Source organism: Kitasatospora sp. NPDC097605, from assembly GCF_040302725.1.
Classification (GTDB): Bacteria; Actinomycetota; Actinomycetes; order Streptomycetales; family Streptomycetaceae; genus Kitasatospora.
This window is the reverse complement of sequence record NZ_JBEOSF010000042.1, coordinates 39488-64747: the sequence shown is the minus strand read 5'-3', so window position 1 is coordinate 64747 and position 25260 is coordinate 39488. Positions and strand designations below refer to the sequence as shown.

Below are 25260 nucleotides of genomic sequence, written 5' to 3'. Positions count from 1 at the left end.
CGGGTGCGTGCGGGACGCCTACCGCACCAGGTCACGGGGTGGGGCGGGAACGGGGAAAGTCGTCCGCGCGGGCGTCTGTGGCGGGTTGGCTGAGAACCGTGAGCGGTGTGGACGGTTAGGCCGGGGCGGATGGATCCGCGGGCTCGGTGGATGTGGACGGGCGGGCGGGGTTCGAGGCGGTGTTCCTCGATCCGGTCGGCCGGGAGGTGCGGCAGCGGTGGGAGGACGCCTGCGTGGCGGTGGCGTTCGAGGATTTGGCGCCGGTGTCCGCGTTCCCGGTCGTGCCGGGGCGCAGGTGGGGGCCGGGGTTGTGGTGTCCGGGTCGAACGCGATGCGCGCCCAGCTGATGGTCCTGGACCGCGACCCGCAGGTGATGGGGCTGGCGGGGCGGCCGGTGCGGCTGGCGTGGCGCGATCGCCAGGGCGGGGCGCGCTCGTGGGTGCCGCAGCTGTTCGCCCGGTACGCGGACGGCACCGCCCTGCTGGCCGACTGCCCCGGTCACGCGGAGGCGGGCGGTGAGCGGGCGCTGCGTGCCGCGCAGGCGGCCCGCGCGGCATGTGATCTGGTCGGCTGGCGCTACCGGCGACTGGAGCCGCTGGATGCGGTGTTCGCGGCGAACCTGAGGTGGCTGGCCGGCTATCGCCACCCGCGATTCCGGGGCCGCCCCGAGGTGGCGGACGCGCTGCTGGAGGCGTTCGCGCGGCCGCGGCCGCTCCTGGAGGGCGTTCAAGCGCTCGGCACCCCGATCTCGGTCCTGCCCGCCGTCTTCCACGCCTTGTGGCGCGGCTGGTTGGCGGTCTCGTTGGAGCGCCCGCTGCACCAGGGCGTCCTCGTCGGCCCGGGATCGGTACGGGCCGTGGCAGGGAGCGGCGGGGTGGGGACGGCCGGGGTGGGCGACGGTTGTGGCGGAGATGGGGTGTGAGCGCGGCGGCACGAGGGCGTGGCGGGCGTCCGGTGCTGGCGGTCGGCGGGCAGGTCCGCTTCCGGGGGGCGCGCTGGCAGGTCGTCGGCCTGGCCGGCCAACGCGTCCACCTGGTCGCCGACGAGGGGGAGGAAGTGGTGCTGGCCGGGCACCTGTTCACCGACCCCACGTTCGCCCTCCCCCGCGCCGAAACCGGCGGGAAGGCGGAGGCGGCGCCGCAGTGGGGCCTGTTCGAGACCGCCCCGGCGGCGGCCAGAGAACGGGCGCTCGCGTGGCGTCGCCACATCCGCGAGGTCGAGACCGGCCACCCCGACGGGGCGGGCGCGGGCCATGTGGTGCACGAGCGCTACGACCCGAAGCGGTACACCCTCGCCGAGCGTGAGCAGGCCAAGGCCGAGGAGCTCACCGCGCTCGGCTTCGGGAAGGTAGGCCGATCCACGGTGCAGAAGATGCGGCTGGACTACCGCAAGCAGGGCCTGTGGGGGCTGGTCGACCACCGCACCACCCGCAGCCCCAGCCCCGCGGGGCGCACCGACGAGCGGGTCGTGGCCGCGGTGAAGGAGGCGATCCGGCGCCGGCGCGGACGCTCCAAGGGCACGGTCAAGGCCCTGTTCCCGGTGGCGGCCAGGATCCTCACGGAACGGCACGGTGACGCGGTCGCGATGTGCTCGCAGGCCACCTTCTACCGGCTGGTCGCCGCCCTCACCGACCCGCGCGAGGACGTCCACGGCCGCGGAGACGGTATCCCCGGCCCGCGGGAGGGGCGGGCGTTCACCCCGACCGTGGCGCTGCGCCCGGGTGAGCAGGTGCAGATCGACACCACGCGCCTGGACGTCCTCGCGGTCTTCGAGGACGGCACCCTGGGCCGGCCGGAGCTGACGATCGCGGTCGACGTCGCCACCCGCTCCATCCTGGCCGCCGTGCTGCGCCCGCACAGCACCAAGGCCGTCGACGCCGCGCTGCTGCTCGCGGAGATGGCCGTCCCCCACCCCGCGCGGCCCACCTGGCCCGACGTCCTGCGCTTCGCCCACTCCTCCATCCCCCACCGGGAGGAACTGCTGTCGGCCGACGAACGCCTCGAAGGCGCCGCGGCACGGCCGGTGGCGGTGCCGGAGACGATCGTCGTCGACCGCGGCAAGATCTACCTCTCCGAGACGTTCACCGCCGCCTGCGAGACCCTCGGCATCAGCGTCCAGCCCGCCCCGCCCCACGCCCCGACCGCCAAGGGCATCGTGGAGCGCACTTTCGGCTCCCTCAACACCCTGCTGTGGCAGCACCTGCCCGGCTACACCGGCTCCAACGTCACGGAGCGCGGGCGCGATGTCGAACAGCACGCCTGCTACAGCGTCGCCCAGTTGCAGGACCTCCTCGACGATTGGCTCGTCCACTGGCACCACCGCCCCCACAACGGGCTGCGCCACCCCGTGCTGCCCAGGACACGGCTGACACCCATGGAGATGTGGGGCGCGCTGACCGCCGTCTGCGGGTACGCGCCGGTCCCGCTGTCGGGGCGGGACTACCTCGAACTGCTGCCCGTGCGCTGGCTGACCATCAGCGACCACGGCATCCGCCTCGAGCAGCGCACCTACGACCACGACCTCCTCGGCCCCCACCGCGGCCAGCCCTCCCCCACCGCCGCACGCGGCGGGCGGTGGGAGGTCCACTACAACCCCCACGACCTGCGTCAGATCTGGATCCGCCTGCCCGACCGTGACGACCTGGTCGAGATCCCCTGGATCCACCGCGACCACGTCCACCAGCCCTTCGACGACCGCACCTGGCAGCACATCCGCACCACCGCTCTACGCCGCGGCGGCCACGACCAGCACGAAGCCGACCTCGCCCAGGCCCTCGACGACCTGACCCGCCGCGCCGCCGCCGGACACGCCACCCGCACCGAACAAGCCCTCCTCAGCCGCGCCCAACCCGCCCGCATCCCCCACCCCACCGGTGCTGGCGGCGACAGGGCGCAGCCGGAGCGGCCGGGGCGGGAAGACCGCGCCGGCACACCAAAACGACGGACCGCAGCCCGCCGGACACCGTCCGGCCCCGGCCTCGAGGGTGGCCCGGACACGCACGGCGCAGGCACGGACGGCTGGGAGGACACCGAGCGCCTGGATGGCCTGGACACCGAACCCGACGCCAGCCCATGGCTCGACGACCACGACGAGGACGACGACGGCTGGACCGCCGAAGAAAACGCCAGCCGCTCCCCCGCACCTCCCTACACCGGCCTCAGCCTGTGGAACGCCCATCAGGAAGCCGAACGATGGTGAACACCCACCACCACACCCCCAGGCCAAGCAGCAACCGACGACGCCACCTCCCCCGCACCGAACCGGCCACGGCCCTGGCAAGCCGAAGCCGGGCGCAGCGCGGCGTGCCGGGCAGGGACCGCCCGCTGGCCGTCGCGCCGGTGCTGACTGCGGCGGTGTCGGCAGGGACGGCAGGCCGCGCCGGGGCGGTGCGGCGGCGCCGGCCGGGCCACCAAGCGCTCCCCGGCACCCCGGTGCCCGCCGGGGCCGGGCGCACCGTGCCCGGCCCCGGCCCGCACACCGGCGAACGGGGCCGGGTCGGCTCCGGAGCGAAGGCCGGTGACGTCGTCACACCTCGCCGGGGTCCGGCGGGCACCGGGGAAACGGGGCACCGGCAATGAACAGCACCGGCCCCGACACCGCCGGCACCACGCACGCCACAGCCGCCGGGGCGGCGCCGGCGGAGTCGGCGCCGTACGCGGTCGACACCTGGCACGGCTTCCAGACCTTCGCCACCACCCCCGCCCCCGCACCCCCCGCACCCGGGGAACCGGAGCGCAGCATGGAGGAGCGCCTGGCCTACCACTCCGCGTTCGTCACCGTCCGCACCCCCGCCATCGACACCCTCGCGCTCAGCGTGCGGCGCCTGATGCTCCTCGGCAGGTATCAGCGCACCACCGCCCGCCCCAGCCTGATCCTCACCGGGCCCGCCGCCACCGGGAAGACCACCGCCCTCCTCGAAGTCGGCCGCACCTGCCACCTCGCCCACACCCGCCGACACCCCGCCCCACCCGGGAACGGGCCACCGGCCGTGCCCGTCGCCTACGTCCTCGTGCCGCCCGGCGCGAGCGCCAAGACCCTCACCGCTGGCTTCGCCCGCTACCTCGGCATCCCGACCACCACGCGCACCACCCAGGCCCAACTCATGCAGGCCGTCACCCACACCTACAACACCGCCGGCGTGCGCCTGGTCCTGATCGACGAGATCCACCGCCTCAACCCCCGCACCACCACCGGCGCCGAAGCCGCCGACCTGCTCAAAGACCTCACCGAACGCATCGGCGCCACGTTCGTCTACGCCGGCATCGACGTCACCAGCACCGCGTTGTTCAGCGGGGTCCGCGGCGCGCAACTCGCCGCCCGCGCCAGCCTCGTCAAAACCGGCGCCCTACCCGCCCGCCTCGGCAACCGCCGCCCCTTCACCGACCTGATCGCCGACCTCGAAGCAGCCCTCGACCTCCGGCGCCACCGGCCCGGCACCCTGCCCCGCCACGCCCCCTACCTCCACCAGCGCACCGTCGGACGCATCGGCAGCCTCGCCCGCCTCATCCGCGAAGCCGCCCTCACCGCGATCCTCGACGGCACCGAACGCATCACCAAAACCACCCTCGACGCGGTACGCCTGGACCACCAAGCCGAAACCCACCCCACACCCCGCCCCCGCGAACGCACCCGGTGAAGACAGGGGCACCGCCCGCCGAGACCGGCTGAGAAAACCTCAACAACAGCGAGAACACCGCCCCCGACGGCCACCGAAGCACGCCCGGCATACCCCACACCGGATGAGAAAACCTCAGGAACAACGAGAAACCAGCCCCCAGCCGCCCCCGGCTATCTCCCCAAACACCCCATCTGACCAGGCGAAACAGCCCTGACCAGCCAAAACGCCAAAACAGCCATTACGACACACAACACCCCTCAACACCGGCCACCACACTCACCAAAACCGCGAAACCCCCAGCTCACCCCCACCACCCAAACCCACCAACCCCCACACACCCGTTCTCATCCCACCCACAAAACCCCAGCCCACACACCACCCCACATCCCAACTACACCCCCCTCAAACCTCACCGCCGGGTCAAGATCCTCCATCACCAGCGGCACCGGCTGGGGCGGCAACCCCGGCCGGTGCCGGGCCGTCAGGCCGTGGCCTGCCCGGCCCCAGGGCGCTGGTTCCTGGCGTCGACGACCGCGCGGGTGACGATGGCGGTGCGCTCCACGACAGTGCCGGGCTTGACGCCGTTGACCTCCCGGATCTGCACCCCGCGGCTGCCGAGGTACTGGTGGCTCTCCCGGTCGAAGATCCATTCCGACCGCTCGCCGGTCTGCGGGTCGAGCCGCGCCAGCGCGATCCCGTCGCGGCCGGAGGCGTCCTGCGCGTGTTCGAGCACCACGACGCCCGGGATCCTGCCGGCGGCCTCGTAGAGCGCGGCGGCGAGGCCGCGGGGCACGAGCTGCTCGCGGATGATGGAGCCGATCTCGTTGAACGCCTGCTGGTCGCGGTCCCGGGTGCCGTTCACCGTCGAGTAGGCGAACTTCAGCAGCGCGTCGGGGTCCGCGGGGTGGGCCGCGAGCCACTGGTAGGTCAGCTGCTTGCGGGGGTCACCGTTGTCCAGCGCGATGCCGCCCTTGTCCTGGTAGCCCGGCTCGTCCAGCCAGCCCCGGGTGCCGTCGGGGGACTTCCACACCTCCCGGTCGTGCAGCGGCTGGACCCAGGTGGCGGACTCCCCGGTGTCCGCGTTGAGACTGCCGGCCATGAAGGAGACCCGGCTCTTGACGTAGATGTACTGGCCCGGGCCGGGCTGGGGCGTGGGGTTCGCCGTCGCGGCGGCGGCGGCGATCTCGCGGACCGTCGAGGCGAGCTGGACGGTGCTCCCCTCCTCGATCTGCACGACGGGTGCCTTGACCGGCCGTGGAGCCGCCACCGCCGTGTCGGCCGGGCTGCCCAGGGAGACGACCAGGGCGAGGGCTGCGGCCGTGGCGACCGGCGCGGCGATCAGGGCGGCGCGGCGCAGCGGGCGCCGTGCCGGGGAGGGGGCGGGGGCGCGGTCGGGCTGGTGGATCTCGTTCATCAGGAATTCCTCGAGCAGGTCCTGGCGGTCGGCCGCCAGGCGGGGGTCGGCCGGCGCGGGCAGGAGGCAGGCCAGTTCCGCGTGGTCGAGCGGTTCGTTGCGCCGCCGCGGGTTGCGGATCATCGGTGCGTCTCCTTGTGCGGCCGGGCCGCGGTGCCGCGGCTGCCCTGTGGTTGTCCGGGGGGCGGGAGGGGTTCCGTGTTCTTCCTCGCGGCGCGCAGTTCGTCGTCCGCGAGTTTGCGCAGTCGGGTGCGGGCGCGGGACAAGCGCGAGCGCACGGTCCCGACGGGCACACCGAGGCTGGCCGCCGCTTCGGCGTAGCCGAGCCCGGACCAGACGCACAGCGCGAAGACCTCGCGTTCCGAGCGCCGCAGGCGCGCCAGGGCCTTGCGGGCGGCCGCGAGTTCCTCGGAGTCGGCCATGCGGCCGACGAGTTCGTCCGCGAAGTCGGGGACCACGTCGGCGGCGGGCACCCGGGACATGGCCGCGCTGTGGCGGCGGGCGGCACGTGTCGTGTTGCGCAGCACGTTCACGGCGATGCCCATCAGCCAGGGGCGCGGGCTGTCGCCCTCGTCGCGGAGCTTCCCGCGCAGGCGCCAGGCCTCCAGGAAGGTCAGCGAGACCACGTCCTCGGCCAGGGCCCAGTCCCCGGTCACACGCACGGCGTGGCGGTACACCAGGCAGGAGTGGTCCCGGAACAGGTCACGGAACGCTTCGGGGTTCCCGGCCCGCAGCCGGGAGTGGGGATGGTTCACGTCATGCCTTGTCCGAGCAGGAACACCGGTTCCCGTGACGCGGGTCACCGGCCGAGGCCGGTGAGGGTGCGTGCGAGGCTCGGCTCACACGCCCGAATCCCACGGATCGACACCCCCCTCACCGCCAACGCCCCCTCAAGCGGGCCTCTACGAGAGCCCCCTTCGACGGCCTCCAGCGCACCGTACCGCCGACCATGACGTCACCGTCCCCACCGGCGGCAGCGACGCCGAGATCCGCGCCGTCAACGTCATCAACACCATCGCCGGCCTGTACCGCCGCTCCTCCTGCCCCGGCCCCTCCGCAGGCCTGTGCGGGCAGCAGGACAACGGCGGACCCGGCCCGCGGCCTGCCGGCCGAGACGCGCGAGCGGATCGAGGCCGCCGGCGGCCAGGCCCGCAAGAACCCGGGCGCGCAGGCCGTGGCCGCGCTGCTGGCCGAGTTCAAGGCGGCCGGACTCGGCGGGTAACGCACCGGGCGGCCCGACCGACCGGTCCGCCCAACGGCTCCGGCAGGCCTCGACGCCGCTCTCGACGAGGTGTCGAAGACGCGGCGGCCGCCGTGGCCGGGCGGGCGCGGGATGCAGGCGGCCGGGTCCCGAGGAGGCAAGGGGGGTATTCCGCGGGGCCCGGCCGGTGGGAGGCCGGCAGCGCCGGGAAGGACATGGGCGCGGCTGCTCCGCCCGGCGGCCCGGTGGTGCTGTGGCGGGGCGGCCGGGCCGGAATGCTAGACCCCGACAGCCGACACCGGAAGGCCCCCCGGCCTGGGATCTTTCAGCCACGAACATGACACCGGGAAGACACGGGCCCTCGCCCGGACCACCAGGCGGACCTGGTTCTCCCGGCCGGCCGCGGGACCGATCCGAGCATGGACGAGGACGAGGAGCAGGCCTACGACCTCGGCGCCGGCATCGTCACCGGCAGCCCGCTCGCCGACGGGCTGCCCGAACTGGCGGCCGGTGAGCGGGTCGCCACGATGGACGCCGCCGTCGAGGCCGGCCGCACCGCCGCGCCCGGCCCGGCGGTTCAGCGCCCAGCGCTCTGAAGGACGTCGGCCTCGGCGGCGACCGGGCCGGTTCGCTCGGGTTGCGGGCAGACGCGCGTCTCCAGCCGCTCCAGCTGCTGCGCGCCGTCCCGGCACTCGGTGGCGTCTTGGGCAAGGCCTCGCTGATCCAGCTCGCGGCCGAGCGCGAGGACGCCGTCGCGCAGGCGCAGCAGCGCGGTGCTCGTGCGGGCCGGCTCGCGGGCCGGGGCGGGGTTCTTCTTGGTGGCGGGGAAGGTCTTGGTGTCGAGGTGGTCCACCGTGTCCTGGAGGGGTTCCCAGGCGTCCGGGAGGAGGGCCTCCTGGGGCTGAGCACAAGGAGCAGGGCCACGGGGGTGCCGTCGGCGCGTGGCTGACCGCGCCGTCGATCCCGAGGACGGTGCTCCCGTGGACGGTGGCGAGGGTCTGGACGGCGGTCAGCAGCGTGTCGGCGGCGGCGCGCAGGGCGGTGCGCGCCTTCCGGGCCTTGCGCCCCTGCGCGGTGGCCTCCTTCTCGGCGGCCAGCAGGGCCGGCGCTTCGTCGCCGAGCTGGTCGTGGCACGCCAGCAGCGCCGTCACGGCATCGGCAAGGTGGTGGCTCTCGTGGGCGGTGTGTTGGTCGGTCACCGGTGCCCTCTGGCACGCGATCTTGACCGATTGCCAAGCGATCTTGACCGCGGGGGGCGGTGCGGTTGCCGGCTGCTGCCCTGGCACCCTGCTCGCATGGATGACTTCGTTGGTACGCAGGCCCCGATTCGCCGGCTGACCGATCCTGCGGAGGCGGTCGCCGCACTGGAGAGTGCAGTTCCGGGCCTGGTGGCCCTGCGTCTGCCGGGGCCCAGGAACGTCGACCGGCGGCTCGTGGAGGCCGGCCTGGGCACTGCCCTGCCGGAGGACTTCAAGCTCCTTCGCGAACTCTACCCGACCTTCGGCCTGGGAGACTTCCTCGGCTTCGGCGGGCCGGAGCGCGGCCACGAGCAGCTCTGGGTGGAGGGTGCGCGCGGATCGCTGGAGGATCTGGAGGAGTTGTGCTCGGAGGCGAACCTCGCCGCGCCGTTCCACCCCTTCCCCGCGCCGGGCGGGCTGCTTCCCTGGGCCGGTTCGAACCAGGGCGATCTCTTCCTGTGGGCCACCAGTCCTGCCGGGCCGCAGGAGTGGACGGTCACGGTCGCCTCGCGGAGCTCCGCCTGGTGGCACTACACCGGCGGAGCCGTCCAGTTCCTTGCCGACCTGGTCACGGGCGCGGTGGAGCCCTGGGCCCTGCCCAGGGTCAGCCCCGACATCGCGGGATGGTGATCGGAGCCAGTCCGCCCGCACGGCGAGCAGCCGCTCGGCGGCTCCCGCACTCACGCGACGGCCCTCGCCGCCTGGCGCGCCGGGCCCGGGGCGGGTCAGCCGCTCCCGGGCGAACGCGGCGAGGACCGGGTCGATCTCGGTCGGCACCACCCCGCAGTCCTCGGATCGGCGGGATCGCGTCAGCGGGATGCCGTCCTCCAGCGTCTCCGCGCGAGGGTGCTCCAGGACCAGCAGGCGGCGCCGGGCTCCAGCTCCCGGACGCGAGAGGTGGTGGGTGGACCGTCCTTGAGCTGGAGCCCTCGCCGCATATCGGCGGAGCTGGTAGGTCAGCAGATCACCTGGAGCGTCGACACCTTCAGCCAGTCCGCGTGGGTGTCGTAAGCGGGCGCGTGCCCCGTGGTGTAGACGGGAGCGGAGCCCTGATACATCTTCACGCGCTTCGGGTAGGCCATGTTGTTGTACCACTCGCCCTGACCCGTGGCCTTCCACGATGCGGGCACGTTGAACGTCACGCCGCATGTGGCGGGGATGTAAGCCATCGTGGCCACGTCAGCACTCCATGCACAGAACCTGCCGTCACACAGGCTGGCCAGTTGCTGGGGCGTCTCCACGCCGCGATAGAGGACCACTCCGTCGCTCTGCACGATGCGCTGCACGTCGGACGCCGGGTTGCTGGCGCTCGCCGTAGCCGTCGGCGCGGCCAACGCTGCGAGCGACAGAGCGACGGCCGCCAGCACGGTGAGTACTCGCTTCACAGAATCCTCCTGAGGTTTTGAAGGTCGGCTTCAGAAGCAGTCCCCCCGGCGCCCCAATCTCCTCAGGAACGCACGGTGTACCTCTCTGCGGGGGCGGCTTCAGCGGGTCGGCGTCGATGTTTCGCGCCCTCCGGCCGGAGGGCAAGGCCCGGCGCCTGTCCCGGACACCCTGTCGATGTCCGGGCAGGTCACCACCCGTGTCCGGGACACCCGAGGACGCCGCAGCGGACGCGGCGGGGCGGCCGTCCGCGGATGCGCCAGCGCGGGCCGGGTCATGACATGCTTCTTCTGGGACGGCCTGGTCCCCGCGAGCCGGGCCGCGGCCACCTACCGGGCCCGAGAGTTCCGGAGGGTCACATTCCGAGGTTCAGAAGCCCACCCGATGTCAAGCCGACCGATCCCGCCGGATCCCGACACGAAGACGCCCCGCCGGTCACACGGAGGCTTCAAGTAGTGGCGGCCCAGCCGGTCCGGTCCGAACAGGCCGGTGCCCCACCCACGCGGGCACCAGAACCACCGGCCGTCATCGGCGAGAATGCCCCCGGGCCCGCTGCGAACCCCCGCCGACCTACAAGGTCAACACCTTTCACCAGGGAGCGGGCTGTCAGAACCGGCTGCGCCGCACATCGGGCCGGGCGGGCTGAACCGGCTCGGCGCGGTGCAGGGTGAGGGCCGCGCTGCGGGTGCGTTCCAGCCAGCTCATGACCTGGCGCAGCGCGGGCGGGTCGAGGGTCCGGGTGAGGTCGCGGACGGCCTGGTGGTCGTCGTCGGTGAGCGCGGCCAGGCCCGCGCGGTCGAGGGCGGTGTAGAGGGTCGTCCAGGGCGTTCAGCTTCGAGGCCTGGCCGGTGGTGAGGCCCGCGGCCTTGCGCTGGCGGCACGTCCACGCGCCCACCGCGTAGTCGTCGAGCTTCGCAGTCGCCGGGATCGCCAGGTGGCCGTGCCGGCGGTGGAAGGCGGTGGCATAGGCGTAGCCGCGTTCCCAGGCAGACGGCCTCGCAGGACCGCGAGTAGGTGCGCGGCCGCCCGGTGCGCGGCGTAGGGACGGGGTTGGAACAGCCGGGCCGGTTCCGCACTGGTGGCCGGGGTCGGGCTGGGCGAGCACGGTGGTGGTCATCGAGGTGGCCTTCCATCAGCAGCAGGCCGAGACCGGCACGGTGGCCGGCCCCGGCCGCACCCGGACCAGCACCCGGGTGCCCCCGACAATGCACACCGCCCGCTTGTCCGCGGTCTGACCGCACCCCTTGACCAGGCCCCCTTGTCCTGCCCGGTTTGCCCTGGTCAAGGGCCTTGTCCTCCAGGTTTGTCCGTGACCGGGATCACCCGTGGACAGGAGGAAGCGGCCGGGCCGGACCGGCGGCGGCGAGGCCCTGATCGAGCGCCAGGCGCAGCAGGGTGAGGCGTCGTTCGGGTGCGCGGACAGGAGCGGGATGCCGTCGGCGGTGACGGCGACCGGGCGGCCGGGGACGAGGGCGATCCAGCTGCCCGCGTCGTCGTAGACCTCGGTCCAGCCCGCCAGGCGGCCTCGCTGTTCGAGGGCCTGGACCTCGCAGCGGCCGGGCCAGGTGAGGTGGACCAGGCCGTCGCCGAGCGCGTAGTCGCGGTGCGGGTCGCCCAGGCCGCGCAGGGTCGGCGGCGCCCGACGGCTGCCCCGGACCGCGTCGTACCCGGTGACGACAAGACGGCGCAGTGACAGCGGGCTGGTGCCGGTCGCAGGCGAGGAAGCCGGCGCACGGCGCTGCGGGGTCGCAGCCGTCGGCGGAGGTCTCGGCCGCGGCCAGGTCGGCCATGGAGGCCCATGCAGGGGCGCGCCGGTCATGACGAACGTGACCGTCCGGGTGGACGAGGTGGACCTCGAGGACGAGGACCAGGAGCAGCAGGAGCCGAGCAGCGGCACGTGGTGAACGGGTTGCTCGCCGAGGTGGGCGAGACGGGCCGGCGGGCGGCCGGGTGGGTGCGCGATCCCACCGGGCGGCAGACCGAGGAGGCGCACCGCGCGGTGCTGGGGCGGGCGGCCGACGCGGTCGAGCAGGTCTGCGGGCGGGAGGTCGAGCCGGGCGCGTTCGCCGGCGCCGCCGCTCTTGCCCAGGCCCGTTCGGAGGGGACGTTCACGTCGGTTCACGAGGCGTTCTGGGCCGCCGCACGGGAGGCACACGGCGAGCGGGAGGGCACGCGGGCGCTGATCGAGGTCCTGCTGCTGCATCGCCAGCTGCCCGCGGGCGCGGTGGTCGCCGGGATGGAGACGGTGCTGCGGGCAAAGTCGTGCAGTGCCGAGCTGGTCGCGATCGAGGCCCGCAAGGCGATGGAGGCGCCCGAGGAGGAGAACGAGAGCGCCGGCGAGGTGGGGGCGGACCCGGTGCACGCCGAGGCGATGCAGCGGCTGGGCCTTTCCCCGGTGCTGCCCGGGCGGGACCGGACCTGGGCCCAGTTCCGTACCGACCTCAAACCCAACCGAGTCCCCGCAGACGGCCTCTGGTCGAACCCCGCGGACCCGAAGATGGCCCCCGTCCAGGCCCAGCAGTGGACCTCTCTGCTCACCGCCCTGGACCAGGCCGAGAAGTTTCCGCTGGCAGTGGCTAACGACCGGCTACAACCACGTCGCCGACAAACCTGAACAATAGAAGTTGACGGGGAATTCGAGCGCGGCGCGGTGGGCGTGTTCGGGTTCGCGGCGCAGCCAATTGTAGTGCTGGGTCAGGATCGCTTCCGGCCGAGCGGCGGCTTCGTCGAGCGCGGTCTGGCGGGCCAGCCGTGCGAGGGCGTCGGCCCGTAGGTGTTGACGGCGTCCCGGGCGGTCTCGAGGTCGGATCCGAGGGCGTCCTCGCGGCCGGGGCGGGCGGCGGCCATCGCCGCACGCAGTTCGGCCTCGGTGCGGAGGGCGACGGCGTTGACGTTGCGGTGGTCGGCGAGGTCGGCGGAGGCGGCGAGGGCCGGGTCCACGCACTCGTCCACCACGGTGCGGATGGAGCGGGCGGCCCAGCACGAGCCGCACAGCCCACCCGCGTGCTCGGTGCCGCAGTCCTCACACGGCAGCGCCCGCCGCTCGGCACGGCGGCGGTCGAACACCTGCTGCTCGGCGCGCAGCATCGCACGCTGGTGCAGGTGGACGTCGATGGCGACACGGTGCTGGCGGTGTCGGCTCCGGCCGCGGCCGACGCTGACGGTGAGCAGCATGACCAGCAGGGGCGCGGGGGCGCTCACGGCCGTGGCGAAGGCGTGCACCGCGCGGATCCATCGCTGGACGTCCGGCGGTCCGGGCGCCGGCGGCAGGGAGTTCGACTGCTGAGTTCCGGACTTCGGATTCGGTCAGGGCAGGACGTGGACGAGGCGTTTGACCTCGCGAAGGGTCGGCGCGGTCTCGATGTTCTGGATGCCGGGGAGAGGGCCGATGCGCCGGTCGAGGTAGTCGTAGAGGTCGGCGGGCGTCCGGAAGACGCCGCTGGCGACGAGGTTGGACGTGCCGGTGACGGCGGCGGCGAACGCGATCTCGGGGTGGGTGGCGAGGGCCTCACCGACGGTGCGCAGATGGACGGGGACGACGTTCAACCACAGCTGGGTGGTCATCCGGTAGCCCAGGAGTTCGGGGTCGAAGTCGACGGAGAAGCCGAGGGCGCCTTCGTCCCGGAGCCGGTCGAGATGGCGCTGGACGCTGGAGGGAGACCGGCCGGCCGCGGTGCCGAGCTCGGCAAGGGTGGCCCGGCCGTCGCGGGCCAGTACGGCGAACAGTACCCGGTCGGTGGGGTCCAGGAGCAGTGGTTCCAGCGAGGGCGACGATCCCGTCGGGGCCGGGGCATCGAACCGGGTGGCGTGCCAGGTGCTGGTGGTGCCGACGAAGATCCGCATCATGCAGTGGGCGCTGACGGTCAGCACGTGCGGGGTGCGGGGGAGCTTCTGCAGCAGGAGGGCGTTGCGTTCGTCGGCGGTGCGGGTGTTGAGGGCGCAGTAGAGCTCGGTGCCGCCGGAGGCCAGGGTGACCCAGCTGGTGTCGGGACGGCGGGCCAGCGCGTCGGCGATGGCCCCGGCCGCGTCCGGCGTGCAGCGCAGACGCAGTAGCCAGCGCACCAAACCCAGGCGGTCGGGCACCGGTTGGCCCACGATGCGCAGGCCCATCGCGCGTAGCCGCCGGTAGCGGCGGGCGACGGTCCGCTCGGAGACGTCCAGGTCCCGGGCGAGACGGCTGAAGGGAGCCCGGCCGTCCAACTGGAGGAGCTGCAAGAGCCGTTGGTCGAGCTCGTCGAGCCTGTCTGAATCCACCGCGATGCCTCACCTGTGTGCCGGATCCTTCCGTCCCGCAGGGTACGGCTTGGGGTGCCCGCGGAGGGCGCGGAGGGTGTGGGGGTCTCGTCCCACCCACTTCGGGAGTTTCGCTTCATGCGTATCTGGGGGCCCTTGGCAGCGATCTGCCTGGGCACATTCATGCTGCTGGTCGATGTCACCATCGTGCTGGTCGCTTTGCCGTCCATGTCCGGATCGTTGGACGCGTCCTTGTCCCAACTCCAGTGGGTGGCCGACGGCTACGCACTGGCGGTTGCCGCCGCTCTGCTGGGCGCGGGCATGCTCGCGGACCTGTACGGGCGGCGCCGCGTGTACGTGGCGGGCCTGTTCGTCTTCGCTGTCGCCTCCGTCGCGTGCGCGCTGTCGCCGGACATGGGCTGGCTGATCACCGCCCGCCTGGTGCAGGGGGTCGGCGCGGCCGCCATGTTCGCCACCACCCTCTCCCTGATCAGCACCCTGTACTCGGGGCGCCGGCTGGGGACGGCCTTCGGCGTCTGGGCAGCGGTGGCCGCCAGTGCCGCCGCGCTCGGCCCGGTCCTGGGCGGCCTCCTCACCGACGCCCTGGACTGGCGGTGGATCTTCTACGTCAACGTGCCCGTCACCGCGCTCGCCCTGTGGATGACCTTCCGCTGCGTTCCCCGTTCCACCCCGGTGAAAGATGCCACCCGGCGCCTGGACGTGCCCGGTCTGCTGCTCTTCGCCCTCGGCGCGGGCGGCCTGGTCTACGCCCTGACCGAGTCGCACTCCCACGGCTGGACGTCGGCGGCCACTCTGGCGCCCGTCGGCGCGGCCCTGCTCGCGTTCGCGGCCTTCGTCGGCGTGCAGAAGCGCAGCGCCCACCCGCTGCTGGACCTCTCGCTGTTCCGCCGGCCCGCGTTCACCGCGGCGATGATCACCATCGCCGTCGGGGAGGCAGCGGTGTACGGGATCCTTCCCTACACCTCGATGTGGCTGCAGTCCGTTCAGCACCTCTCCCCGATCGGTGCCGGCCTGGTCGTCCTGCCGCACGCCCTGGCCGCGGCCCTGGTCGCGATCGTGAGCGGCCGGTGGATGCCCAAGCCCTCTCCCCGCGCAGGTGCCACCCTGGGCCTGTTCCTCGCGGGCCTCGGACTGTCGGTGGAAGGCTTCCTGGGCCCCGACTCCGGGTGGCCCGCCCTGATCGGCGGCCTCGTGCTGAGCGGCCTCGGCATGGGCCTGGTCTTCCAGGTCGCCGCGGCCCTCGCCCTGGGCTCGGTGCCCTACGACCGCGCCGGCATGGCCAGCGGCACCTACAGCACCGTCGAACAGCTCGGCTACGCCTGCGGCGTCGCTGTCTTCGGAACCCTGGCCGTTTCCACCATGGGCCGGTCCCTGGAGGACGAGGTCACCGACCCGCACCGGGCCGCCCAAGCCCTGTCCGGTGGCGGAGCCGACAGCCTGATCGCCGCTGCCCCGGCCGGGCAGCGCGACGCCCTGGAGCACACGTTGCGCGCGGTGTTCGCCGACGGGCACAACGCCCTCGCACTGACCGCGGGTGCCCTCGCCATCGTCGGCGCGGCCCTGGTCCTGCTCCTGACCTGGCGCACCGACAGTCAGCCTCCGGCCGCCGACGACTGGGAACAGCCCTGGGAACAGCCGGCCGACCCCGAACTCCAGACTGCGGGTGACTGACCCTCGCAGGACCGCTGAGCGGTCGCGCGGCGCTCTTCCGTGAGGAACCCCTCTGGGCGGTGGTGTCTCAGCCAGGCTGTGACACCACCGCCCGCGCTCAAGACAGCCGGGCCCGGCGGGTAGCGCACCAGCGACCCGACCGACCGGTCCGCCCAACAGCTCCGGCAGGGCATCGACGCCGCTCTCGACGCCGCTCTCGACGAGGCGTCGAAGACCCGGCGGCGGCCGCCGTGGCCGGACGGGCGCGGGATGCAGGCGGCCGGGTCCCGAGGAGGCAAGGGAGTGTTCCGCGGGGCCCGGCCGGTGGGAGGCCAGCAGCCCCGCGAGGACGTGACGCGGCTGCACTGCCCGGCGGCCCGGTGGTGCTGTGGTGGGGGGCCGCCGTGCCGGGAATGCTAGACCCCACGGCCGACACTGGAAGGCCCCCGAAACTGGAATTTTCCGTCCACGAAACATGCCACCGGGAAGACACAAGACCTCGACCGACCCGCCGCCCGTGGGTGGTTCCCCCGACCGGCCGTGCCCGGCACGGCGAGATCTCCGCGTACTCCTTGTCCCGCACAGGGGCCGACGGGCGGGAGCGGTTCCACATCGCGGCATCCACCGGAGCGGCCCGCCAGGCAGGCCGCTGAGCTGCTGGTTCGGCCGTCCGCCCGGAGCGCTGTCGGGGTGGCCGGACCGCCGTACTGTCCGAACTGCGGAACGCGGTGGTGTCCGCCGCGCGACTGTGGTTGTCTGTGCGCATGATCATGCTCGTGACCCGCCGCCACGTGGACTACACGCGGGTCACGACCATGAGTTGTCCCACCGCCCGCTGACGCGGCGCCGTGGTGATCCTTCCGCTTTCCGCGCCGTAGCCGCGATCCGCGTACCCCGCTCCCCCGGAGCGCCCGTACGCCCGTTCCCCGCACCGCCGCTCACAGCACTGCCGGCCCGGCCCGCCGGGCTCCACATGTGTACGAGGAGAAGCATGAGCCAGCCGACCGACACCGTCGCCGCCGACCGCACGCCCGACGGCGAATCCGCCGGATCCACCGCCCCCGCCTGGTCCTTCGAGACCCAGCAGCTGCACGCCGGTGCCGTGCCCGATCCCACCACCGGGGCCCGGGCGGTCCCGATCTACCAGACCAGCTCGTTCGTCTTCCGCGACACCCAGCACGCGGCCGATCTCTTCTCGCTCGCCGAGCCCGGGAACATCTACACCCGCCTCCACAACCCCACCCAGGAGGTCTTCGAGCAGCGGATCGCCACCCTGGAAGGAGGGGTCGCCGCCGTGGCGGTCGCCTCCGGCCAGGCCGCCGAGACCCTCGCCGTCCTCAACCTCGCGGGCGCCGGCGACCACATCGTCTCCAGCGCCTCCCTCTACGGCGGCACGTACAACCTCTTCCGGCACACCCTGCCGAAGTTCGGGATCGAGGTGTCCTTCGTCGAGGACCCGGACGACCTCGACGCCTGGCGGGCCGCCATCCGGCCCGGGACGAAGGCGCTGTTCTCGGAGACCCTCGGCAACCCGCGCGGCAACGTCCTCGACATCCGCGCCGTCGCCGACGTCGCCCACGAGGCCGGGATCCCGCTGATCGTCGACAACACCGTCCCCACCCCCTACCTGCTGCGTCCCATCGAGCACGGGGCCGACGTCGTCGTCCACTCGGCGACCAAATTCCTCGGCGGCCACGGCACCACCCTCGGAGGTGTCGTCGTCGATGCCGGGACCTTCGACTTCGGCGCCCACGCGGAGCGCTTCCCCGACTACAACGAGCCGGACCCCAGCTACCACGGCCTGCGCTACTGGCCCGCCCTCGGGCCCGGCGCGTACGCCGTCAAGCTGCGCGTCCAGCTGCTGCGCGACCTCGGGCCGGCCATCGCGCCGCACTCCGCCTTCCTCCTGCTGCAGGGCGTGGAGACGCTGAGCCTGCGCATGGAGCGCCACTCGTCCAACGCCCGGGCGCTCGCCGAGTGGCTGGAACAGCGCGACGAGGTCGCCGCCGTCCACTACGCCGGCCTGCCCTCCAACCGCTGGTTCGAGGCCGGGCGCCGCTACCTCCCGCGCGGAGCCGGGGCCGTGTTCTGCTTCGAGCTGCGCGGCGGCGTCGAGGCGGGCAAGCGGTTCGTGGACGCCGTCGAGCTCTTCAGCCACCTCGCCAACATCGGCGACGTGCGCAGCCTCATCATCCACCCGGCCTCCACCACGCACAGCCAGCTCGACGAGGAGCAGCTCGCCGCCACCGGCACCTCCCCGGGCCTGCTGCGGCTGTCGGTGGGCATCGAGAACCTGGAGGACCTCAAGGCCGACCTCGAAGCCGGCTTCCGCGCCGCGAAGGCGGCGTCCTGAACACCGCCCACGGGACCACCCCGCAGGCGCCCCTCCCTCCCGCCACCGGCGCGTGGCGGGAGGGGGACCCGCCCGGGCGCCGCCACTGGTACGACCGTGCGCAGCCCCTGCCGCTGGAGGCGGGCGGTCAACTCTCCGGCGTGCGGCTGGCGTACGAGACCTGGGGGCGGCTCGCGCCCGACCGTTCCAACGCGGTCCTGGTCCTGCACGCGCTCACCGGCGACAGCCATGTCGCCGGACCGGCCGGGCCCGGTCACCCGACCCCCGGCTGGTGGGACGCGCTGGTCGGGCCGGGCCGCGCCCTCGACACCGACCGCTGGTTCGTGGTGGCACCCAACGTCCTGGGCGGCTGCCAGGGCAGCACCGGCCCGGCCTCGCTGCGCCCCGACGGGCGGCACTGGGGCGGGTCCTTCCCTCGTCTGACCCAGCGCGACCAGGTGCTGGCCGAGGTCGGGCTCGCCGACGCGCTGGGCATCGAGCGCTGGGCACTCGTGGTCGGCGGCTCGATGGGCGGGATGCGGGCGCTGGAGTGGGCCGTCTCCCGCCCGGAGCGGGTCGCCTCGCTGTTCCTGCTCGCCTCCACGGCGGTGGCGAGCGCGGACCAGATCGCCTGGACCAGCGCCCAGCTCCACGCGATCCGAGCTGACCCGCACTGGCGCGGCGGCGACTACCACGACGCCGCTCCCGGGCAGGGTCCGCACGCCGGTCTCGGCGTCGCCCGGCGCCTCGCCCACATCACCTACCGCGGTGCCGAGGAGCTCGACGCCCGGTTCGGCAACCGCGCCCAGGACGGTGAGGACCTCCGGGCGGGCGGCCGCTACCAGGTCGAGTCCTACCTGGACCACCACGCCGCCAAGCTGGTCCGGCGCTTCGACGCGGCCAGCTACGCGGTGCTGGCCGAGGCGATGAACGCCCACGACACGGGCCGGGGACGCGGCGGCACGCGCGCCGCCCTGGCCCGGGTGACCGCCCGGACCCTGGTGGCGGGCGTCGACACCGACCGCCTCTACCCGCTCGCCCAGCAGGAGGAGCTCGCCGCCGGAATCCCCTCCGCCGACCGGGCCCGGGTGATCTCCTCGCCGTACGGCCACGACGGGTTCCTCGTCGAGACGGCGCAGGTCGCGGCGCTGGTACGGGAGCTCGTGGGCGACGTACGGGAGCCGTCGGCCATCCTCCCCGCCGGGTGAGGACCCCGGCGCGGGCCACCGGCGGGGGCCGCCGGCCACGGGCGGGCCGGCCGTGCCGGAGCGGACCGCCGTCCCCCAGGGGCCGGGCCGGTCCCGCTACCGGTCGTGCCGGTCCTTCCCGGGGGGCCGGTTGCGGAGTTTCTTCTTGTCGATCTTGCCGAGGGCGGTGAGGGGTAGCGCGTCGGCGAGGTGGATCGCCTTCGGGGCCCAGAGGGTGCCCTTGCGGGCGCGGACGTGCTCCGTCAGTTCGGCGGGGGTGGCGTGCTGTCCGGGGCGCAGGACCACGGTGGCGGTGACGGCTTCGCCCCAGTGCGGGTCGGCGGTGCCGTAGACGGCGGCGGCGGCGACCGCCGGGTGGGTGGCGAGGGCGTCCTCGACCTCGCGCGGGTAGACGTTGAAGCCGCCGGTGATGATGGTGTCCTTGATCCGGTCGATGATCGTGATCAGGCCGGTGTCGTCCCGGCGGGCGACGTCCCCCGTGTGCAACCAGCCGCCGTCGAGCGCGGTCGCGGTCTGCTCGGGCTTGTTCCAGTAGCCGTCCATCACGAGTGGTCCCCGGACGCACAGTTCGCCGGGTTCACCGTCCGGGACCGGCCGGCCGTGCGGGTCGAGCAGGGTGATCTCCACGCCGGGCATCGGCCGGCCGCAGCTGCCCAGGACGTGCGGGTCGTCGCGGTGTTCGGCCGGGTCCAGGACGGTCAGCGCGTTGGGGGCCTCGGCCTGGCCGTAGTGCTGGCTGAGCACGGGGCCGAGGAGTCGGCGGGCCCGGGCGAGCCGGGCGGGGTCGGCGGGTGCGGCGCCGTAGAGGACCCAGTTCAGCGCCGACAGGTCGGCGGTGGGGAGCCGGGGGTGGTCGAGCAGGGCGTAGAGCATGGTGGGGACGACGAACGTGGCGCTCACGCCGTCGTGTTCGATCGCGTCGATGACGCGGTCGGGGTCGAAGGAGGGGTGCAGTTCGAAGCCGGCGCCGCGCAGCAGGCCGGGTGCGACGAGGAGACCGGCGGCGTGCGACATGGGGGTGGTGATCAGGAAGTGGGTGTCCGGCGGCCAGGCCCAGGTGGAGCAGGCCCAGGCGTTGGCGAGCAGGGAGCGGTCGCTCAGCATCACGCCCTTGGGCTCGCCGGTGGTGCCGCCGGTGTAGAAGAGGTAGAGGGCCGGGCCGCGCGGGTCGTCGGGGCCGCAGGGCGTGTCGGCGGCGAGGCGGTCGAGTTCGGCGAGGGTGACCGTGCGGGTGTGCTCGGGGCGGGCCCGGGAGGCGAACCGGGTGTCGTCCACGACCAGGCAGGTCGAGGCGCTGTCGCGCAGGACGGTGCGGTCGGTGTCCGCGGTGGCCAGCGGGTGCAGGGCCGTGTAGCGAAGTCCGGCCAGGCAGGCGGCGGCCATGACGGTGAACGCCCTCGGGTCCGGGCCGCACAGCAGGGCGATCCCGTCGCCGGGCGCGAGCCCCAGGCGTCCGAACGCGGCCGCGGTGCGTTCGATCCGCTCGGCGGTCTCGCGGTAGGTCCAGGTGTGTTTCGCCCCGTCGTCGCCGGTGAAGCGGAAGGCGGTGTGTTCGGGCCGTCTGCGCAGCGCGGTGAGGATCAGGTCCGCGTAGCCGGGGCTCATCGGCTCCTCCCCAGGATGGTCACGGCGGCCACCGCCTCCTCGATTCCGTAGAGGCCGCCGCCGTTCTCGGCGACGGCGATGCGCGCGCCGGGGACCTGGCGCCCGCCTGCCCGGCCGCGCAGTTGCGTGACCAGTTCGAAGATCTGGGCCAGTCCGGTGGCGGACACCGGGTGGCCGCGCGATTCGAGTCCTCCCGACGGGTTCACCGGGAGGGTGCCGCCGAGGGCGCTCGCGCCCGAGGCCGACCACGGGCCGCCGTCGCCGATCGGGCAGAATCCCAGGTTCTCCACCTGCTGGATCTCGCCGAAGGCGGTGGCGTCGTGGACCTCCGCCACGTCGACGTCCCGCGGGCCGAGGCCGGCCTTCTCGTAGGCGGCGAGCGCGGCGCAGCGGCCGATGTGCTGTTCGGCGTCGTCCGGCGCCCGGTCGGTGCCGGACAGCAGGACACTGCCCAGGACCGCCACGGCCGAGTCGTCGTGGGGGAAGTCGGCCCTCGTCACGACGACGGCGGCGGCTCCGTCGCTGACGGGTGAGCACATCGGCACCGTCAGCGGCCACGCCACCCGGCGCGCCGCCAGGACCTCCTCGGCGGTGAACGGCCGGCGGAAGTGGGCCCGGGGGTTGTGGACGGAGTGGGCGTGGTTCTTCGCCGCGACCGCGGCCAGGTGGGCCTCGGTGGTGGCGAAGCGTTGCATGTGGGCGCGGGCCAGGGAGGCGTAGATCTCCATGAACACCGACCGGTCGCCGTCCACGGCCAGTTCGGGCGGCAGCGGGCCGGACAGGGCGGCCAGCGCGGCGAGGGTCGGCTCGCGGTTGGCGACGTCCATGGCGCCGTCGAACACCGCCAGGCCCTGGGCGGGGTCGGCGCAGACGAGCTTGTCCACGCCGACGGCGAGGGCGACGTCCGACAGACCCGCCCGGACGTGGGCGATCGCCAGCCACAGGGCGGTCGCGCCGCCCGCGCAGGCGTTCTCCACGTTCACCACCGGCACGCCGGCGAAGCCGTGCGGGCGCAGGGCGACCTGGCCGGGGATCATGTGCTGGCCGTCGATGGCCTTCTGGCTGACCGTGGCGTGGAAGACGGCGCCGACGTCGGCCGGGCTGAGCCCGGCGTCGCGCAGCGCCTCGTGCGCGGCGAGGCCGGCGAGGTCGCCGGCGGTGCGGTCGAGGTGGCGGCCGAAGGGGGTGGCGCCGACGCCGAGGACGAGTGCTTCGCGGTTCACGACACCACCCGGTTGCGCAGGATGCCGAGGCCGGAGATTTCGAGTTCCACGGTGTCGCCGGGTTCCAGGAAGCGGCCGTGCTCCAGCCCGCAGCCGCTCGCCACGGTGCCCGAGCCCAGGACCTCTCCCGGGTACAGCCGGGTCGAGCGGGAGGCGAAGGCGATCATGTCGGCGAAGGTGTGGTGCATGTCGGCGGAGGTGCCCCGGCTGACCTCCTCGCCGTTGATGCGGGCGGTCATGGTGAGCCGGTAGGGGTCGCCGACCTCGTCGGCGGTGACGATCCACGGGCCGAGGACGTTCGCGCCGGTGAAGTCCTTGCTCTTGCTCAGGCCCAGCCCGGTGGCGATCTCCTCCAGCTGGGTGTCGCGGGCGCTGAAGTCGTTGAAGATCGTGTAGCCGAAGATGTGGGAGGGGGCGTCGGCGGCGGGGATGTCCGTGCCGCCGCGGCCCAGGACGCAGGCGAACTCCAGTTCGTAGTCCCGCACCGAGGAGTACGCGGGCCAGTGGATGTCGCTGTCGTGGCCGGTCACCGCGAGCCGGTTGGTCAGGTAGTAGAGCGGCCGTTCGAGCATGACGGCGGGCAGTTCGACCTGGTCGGCCGGGATGCCCTGGATCCGGGAGCGGGCGTTGCGGAAGTGGTCCGGGAAGGCGCCGAAGTCGCGGATCTGCACGGGTCGGGGCAGCGGGGACAGCCATCGCACCTCGCACGCGGCGGCGACCGCTTCGGGCGGTGCCTGGTCGGCGAGCCGCTCCAGGGTCCGCCGCACGGGTTCCCCGCCCTCGATGAGGGCCTGCATGGTGGCCAGCGCGGGGGCGTGCTCGCCGGTGGTCAGGTGGTGGGCGCGGTCGAGCAGCAGGAGGCGCTCGCCCTGGTCGAGGACGAGTGCGGTGCGCTCGGCACCCTCGTGCTCCACGGTTGCGAGTTTCACGGTCGGTTCCCCTTCTCGGGAGGGATCGGTCGGCCCGGGAGAGGCCGGCCGGCGGGGTGGGGTGGGGCGGGGTGACGGGGCCGGCGGGCGGGACTGGGTCGGCGGGGTGGGGTGGGGTCGGGTCGGCGGGGTGGGGTGGGGTCGGGTCGGGTCGGCGGGGTGGGGTGGGGTCGGGTCGGGTCGGCGGGGTGGGGTGGGGTCGGGTCGGGTCGGCGGGCGGGACTGAGTCAGACGAACGCCACGACACGGGCCGGGGCGGCGCTCGCGCGGGCGAGCTTGATCGGGAAGAACGCCACCCGGAACCCCGACGGGGGCAGCGCGGCGAGGTTCGTCAGCTGCTGGACGATGAAGACCTCCCGCTCGCGGCCGGCCCGGTGGCCGTCCCACAGCACGGCGTTGTCTCCGCTGTCGCGGAATCTGGCGGCCATCACGGGGAAGCTCAGGTCCCAGCCCGCGGCGTCGGTGCCCAGGACCTTGGCCCCGAGGCCGGCCAGGAACAGCGTCGACTCGCGGCTCATCCCCGGGTAGCGGAAGAACTCCGGGTCGCACAGCCCGTACCGCTCCTGGCCGGTGCGCAGCAGGACCGCACCACCGGCCGGGACCGGGGCGCCGTTGGCGGCGAGGGCGGACTCCAGGGCCTCGACGGTGATCGGGGCGTCGGGCTCGCACCGCTCGCGCAGGTCCAGCACCAGGGCCTCGCACCACAGCTCGTCCAGGGCGATGTCGGTGATGGTGCGGGCCGGCCTGCCTTCGCAGGTCGAGCCGTAGTGCAGCGGGGCGTCGACGTGGGTGCCGAGGTGGGAGTTGAAGTCGGTGAGCAGTTCCGCGCCCCAGCCCTCGCCGTCCGGCAGGTCCTCGACACCGCAGTGCATCGCGGCGGCGAACTGCTCGCGGCCCCCGCCGGCGGGATGGGCGTAGGCGATGGAGGGCGCGATCACCGGGGCGAGCGGGCGCAGCTGTTCGGGGAGCAACTCACGGTCGGCGGGGTCCAGCGTCCTGGTCAGGTCGATCAGTTCCATCACGGCCTCCTTGGTTATTGGACGCTCAGCATAGAACTGGACGTCTGACATAGACAAGGGCCGGCACTGCGGTTCCGACCGGTCGGCGTGACAGGATCGGCCACGTCAGACAGCCGCGACCTTGGGAAGGACAGCGCGTGGGTGGGACCCGGAAGCAGGAGATCTCCGCCGAGACCAGGCGCCGGCTGGTGGCCGCCGCGTGGGAACTCGCCGCGGACGGCGGGGCCGCCGCGGCGTCCGTCCAGGCCGTCGCGGAGCGCTCGGGCATCAGCCGGGGCTCCGTGGCCTGGCACTTCGGCTCGAAGGACGGGCTGCTGAAGGCGGTCGTGGAGGAAGCGTTCCGGTGGGGTGCGGACTTCCTGCGCGAACGCCTCGCCGAGGCCGGGCCGCACGCCGGGGTCGAGGCGCTGGTCGAGGCGAACTTCGCGCTGATGTCCCGGCCCGAGGCGCACATCTTCTCGACGCTCCTGATCGAGGCGGTCAGCCGCGAGTCGGCCCTGCGCACGACCTACGCGGAGCAGTACGCCGGGATCCGCGCCCTGTACGCCGACCACCTGCGGGCGACCTGCCCGCGCGTCGCCGACCCCGAGGCCGTCGCGGCGGCGCTGCTCGGCGGCACCCTGGGCATCAACATCCAGCACCGCCTGGACCCGGACCTCGACCGCCGACGGGCCGTTGCGGCGATGACGGGCATCTACGCCGACGCGCTGTCCGGCGTCGGGCCCGGCACCTCACCCGACAGCTGACCCCTCGACGCGGCCGAGGTCGATGAGGCGGCGGCCGCCCAGGTCGTGACGGTTCGTCCGGCCGTGTGCCTCGAGGACGGCGACGGCTCCCCCGGTGGGCCGGGAGGCGGGCGGGAGCGGGAGGCGGGCGGGGGCGGGCGATGCCGGACACCGCACACGAGGTGCCGCCCTCAAGGTGGGCCCGGGCCGGCGTTCGAGGCGTGGCGGCGGGAGAACGGGCTGCGGCCGGCGGGGCTGTCGCGGGGACTGGAGCCCGAACTCGCCGCGCAGGACGAGCACCGGCCACGAGCGGCCGGCGATCCGCAGCCGTAGCCGTAGCTGTAGCCGCGAGTGGGCAGCGCCGGACGGTCCAGGCGGCAGGCCGGCGGGCCGTTGGCGGCGGCCGGGGCCGCAGCGGCCTCGCCGTCGCCGCCCGACGCGACAAGGCCCGACGCGACAAG

21 protein-coding genes, 1 pseudogene and 1 riboswitch are annotated in these 25260 nt (G+C 73.8%); of the genes and pseudogenes, 11 read left to right on the top strand and 11 right to left on the bottom strand.

The genetic code is table 11. From position 1 onward, the window contains the following. Positions 1 to 313 precede the first annotated feature (313 nt). From ABTX81_RS33090 to ABTX81_RS33080, 3 genes are all read left to right on the top strand, one after another. Entirely contained in the window at positions 314 to 922 is a 609-nt protein-coding gene (locus ABTX81_RS33090; protein WP_502892909.1) for a TnsA-like heteromeric transposase endonuclease subunit, read from the top strand. Then, entirely contained in the window at positions 919 to 3198 is a 2280-nt protein-coding gene (locus tag ABTX81_RS33085; protein ID WP_350553379.1) for a TnsB C-terminal domain-containing protein, read from the top strand. Before ABTX81_RS33090 ends, ABTX81_RS33085 begins: the two co-directional genes overlap by 4 nt. A 376-nt stretch (positions 3199 to 3574) precedes the next feature. Next, positions 3575 to 4636 carry a TniB family NTP-binding protein gene (locus ABTX81_RS33080; protein WP_350553377.1) on the top strand — a complete coding sequence of 354 codons (1062 nt, stop codon included), beginning with the start codon at positions 3575 to 3577 and terminating at the stop codon, positions 4634 to 4636. Positions 4637 to 5099: 463 nt separating this feature from the next. Here the strand turns inward: ABTX81_RS33080 and ABTX81_RS33075 are convergent, their stop codons facing one another. Further along, on the bottom strand, positions 5100 to 6155 hold the full coding sequence (locus ABTX81_RS33075) for a CU044_5270 family protein (RefSeq protein WP_350553375.1): 1056 nt from the start codon (positions 6153 to 6155) through the stop codon (positions 5100 to 5102). Then, the gene (locus ABTX81_RS33070; RefSeq protein WP_350553373.1) at positions 6152 to 6787 is read right to left on the bottom strand and encodes an RNA polymerase sigma factor; all 636 of its coding nucleotides are present in this window, start codon (positions 6785 to 6787) and stop codon (positions 6152 to 6154) included. The genes ABTX81_RS33075 and ABTX81_RS33070 overlap by 4 nt, the downstream gene beginning before the upstream one ends. A gap of 865 nt (positions 6788 to 7652) precedes the next feature. Between ABTX81_RS33070 and ABTX81_RS33065 the strand changes: the two genes are divergently transcribed. After that, the gene (locus ABTX81_RS33065; RefSeq protein WP_350553371.1) at positions 7653 to 7829 is read left to right on the top strand and encodes a hypothetical protein; all 177 of its coding nucleotides are present in this window, start codon (positions 7653 to 7655) and stop codon (positions 7827 to 7829) included. Here ABTX81_RS33065 and ABTX81_RS33060 read toward each other — a convergent pair. Next, a complete protein-coding gene (locus tag ABTX81_RS33060; protein ID WP_350553369.1) occupies positions 7811 to 8086 on the bottom strand; it encodes a hypothetical protein in 276 nt (91 codons plus the stop codon). The two genes, ABTX81_RS33065 and ABTX81_RS33060, sit on opposite strands and share 19 nt — an antisense overlap. An 88-nt stretch (positions 8087 to 8174) precedes the next feature. Here ABTX81_RS33060 and ABTX81_RS33055 point away from each other — a divergent pair, with 88 nt between their 5' ends. Next, the gene (locus ABTX81_RS33055; RefSeq protein ID WP_350553367.1) at positions 8175 to 9101 is read left to right on the top strand and encodes a hypothetical protein; all 927 of its coding nucleotides are present in this window, start codon (positions 8175 to 8177) and stop codon (positions 9099 to 9101) included. A 326-nt stretch (positions 9102 to 9427) separates the two neighbouring features. Here the strand turns inward: ABTX81_RS33055 and ABTX81_RS33050 are convergent, their stop codons facing one another. After that, positions 9428 to 9856, bottom strand: coding sequence for a hypothetical protein (locus ABTX81_RS33050; RefSeq protein WP_350553365.1), 429 nt, complete (start codon positions 9854 to 9856; stop codon positions 9428 to 9430). Between the two features lie 827 nt (positions 9857 to 10683). Then, positions 10684 to 10971 (bottom strand): annotated as a pseudogene (locus ABTX81_RS33045) (helicase associated domain-containing protein); the annotation flags it as partial. Here ABTX81_RS33045 and ABTX81_RS33040 point away from each other — a divergent pair. Further along, a complete protein-coding gene (locus ABTX81_RS33040) occupies positions 10961 to 11089 on the top strand; it encodes a hypothetical protein (protein WP_350553406.1) in 129 nt (42 codons plus the stop codon). The pseudogene ABTX81_RS33045 and the gene ABTX81_RS33040 sit on opposite strands and share 11 nt — an antisense overlap. A gap of 397 nt (positions 11090 to 11486) precedes the next feature. Beyond that, positions 11487 to 11545, top strand: a riboswitch (guanidine-III (ykkC-III) riboswitch). 218 nt (positions 11546 to 11763) lie between these two features. Beyond that, a complete protein-coding gene (locus tag ABTX81_RS33035; protein ID WP_350553363.1) occupies positions 11764 to 12468 on the top strand; it encodes a hypothetical protein in 705 nt (234 codons plus the stop codon). 80 nt (positions 12469 to 12548) lie between these two features. On the opposite strand, the gene ABTX81_RS33030 is transcribed toward ABTX81_RS33035, so the two are convergent. Together ABTX81_RS33030 and ABTX81_RS33025 are read right to left on the bottom strand one after the other, a co-directional pair. Then, positions 12549 to 13076, bottom strand: a complete 528-nt coding sequence (locus ABTX81_RS33030) for a hypothetical protein (protein ID WP_350553361.1) — start codon at positions 13074 to 13076, stop codon at positions 12549 to 12551. Between the two features lie 84 nt (positions 13077 to 13160). Next, a complete protein-coding gene (locus ABTX81_RS33025; protein WP_350553359.1) occupies positions 13161 to 14108 on the bottom strand; it encodes an Lrp/AsnC family transcriptional regulator in 948 nt (315 codons plus the stop codon). A gap of 135 nt (positions 14109 to 14243) precedes the next feature. Between ABTX81_RS33025 and ABTX81_RS33020 the strand changes: the two genes are divergently transcribed. The 3 genes from ABTX81_RS33020 (at position 14244) to metX (ending at position 19298) form a co-directional block, all read left to right on the top strand. Then, positions 14244 to 15779 (top strand): MFS transporter, encoded by a 1536-nt coding sequence (locus ABTX81_RS33020; protein ID WP_350553357.1) that lies wholly within the window; start codon positions 14244 to 14246, stop codon positions 15777 to 15779. A gap of 970 nt (positions 15780 to 16749) precedes the next feature. Next, a complete protein-coding gene (locus ABTX81_RS33015) occupies positions 16750 to 18111 on the top strand; it encodes a bifunctional o-acetylhomoserine/o-acetylserine sulfhydrylase (RefSeq protein ID WP_350553355.1) in 1362 nt (453 codons plus the stop codon). Beyond that, positions 18108 to 19298 carry a homoserine O-acetyltransferase MetX gene (gene metX / locus ABTX81_RS33010; protein ID WP_350553404.1) on the top strand — a complete coding sequence of 397 codons (1191 nt, stop codon included), beginning with the start codon at positions 18108 to 18110 and terminating at the stop codon, positions 19296 to 19298. The genes ABTX81_RS33015 and metX overlap by 4 nt, the downstream gene beginning before the upstream one ends. Positions 19299 to 19394: 96 nt before the next feature. Here the strand turns inward: metX and ABTX81_RS33005 are convergent, their stop codons facing one another. The 4 genes from ABTX81_RS33005 to ABTX81_RS32990 all read right to left on the bottom strand — a co-directional run bounded on the left by ABTX81_RS33005 (position 19395) and on the right by ABTX81_RS32990 (position 24074). Continuing rightward, positions 19395 to 20903: an AMP-binding protein gene (locus ABTX81_RS33005; protein ID WP_350553353.1), complete on the bottom strand. Its 1509-nt coding sequence runs from the start codon at positions 20901 to 20903 to the stop codon at positions 19395 to 19397. Then, positions 20900 to 22126, bottom strand: a complete 1227-nt coding sequence (locus ABTX81_RS33000; RefSeq protein WP_350553351.1) for a thiolase family protein — start codon at positions 22124 to 22126, stop codon at positions 20900 to 20902. The genes ABTX81_RS33005 and ABTX81_RS33000 overlap by 4 nt, the downstream gene beginning before the upstream one ends. After that, a complete protein-coding gene (locus ABTX81_RS32995) occupies positions 22123 to 23055 on the bottom strand; it encodes a fumarylacetoacetate hydrolase family protein (RefSeq protein ID WP_350553349.1) in 933 nt (310 codons plus the stop codon). The genes ABTX81_RS33000 and ABTX81_RS32995 overlap by 4 nt, the downstream gene beginning before the upstream one ends. A gap of 227 nt (positions 23056 to 23282) precedes the next feature. Further along, entirely contained in the window at positions 23283 to 24074 is a 792-nt protein-coding gene (locus tag ABTX81_RS32990; protein ID WP_350553347.1) for a cyclase family protein, read from the bottom strand. A gap of 137 nt (positions 24075 to 24211) precedes the next feature. On the opposite strand from ABTX81_RS32990, the gene ABTX81_RS32985 reads away from it, so the two are divergent. Next, positions 24212 to 24820, top strand: coding sequence for a TetR/AcrR family transcriptional regulator (locus ABTX81_RS32985; protein WP_350553345.1), 609 nt, complete (start codon positions 24212 to 24214; stop codon positions 24818 to 24820). Positions 24821 to 25260 lie beyond the last annotated feature (440 nt).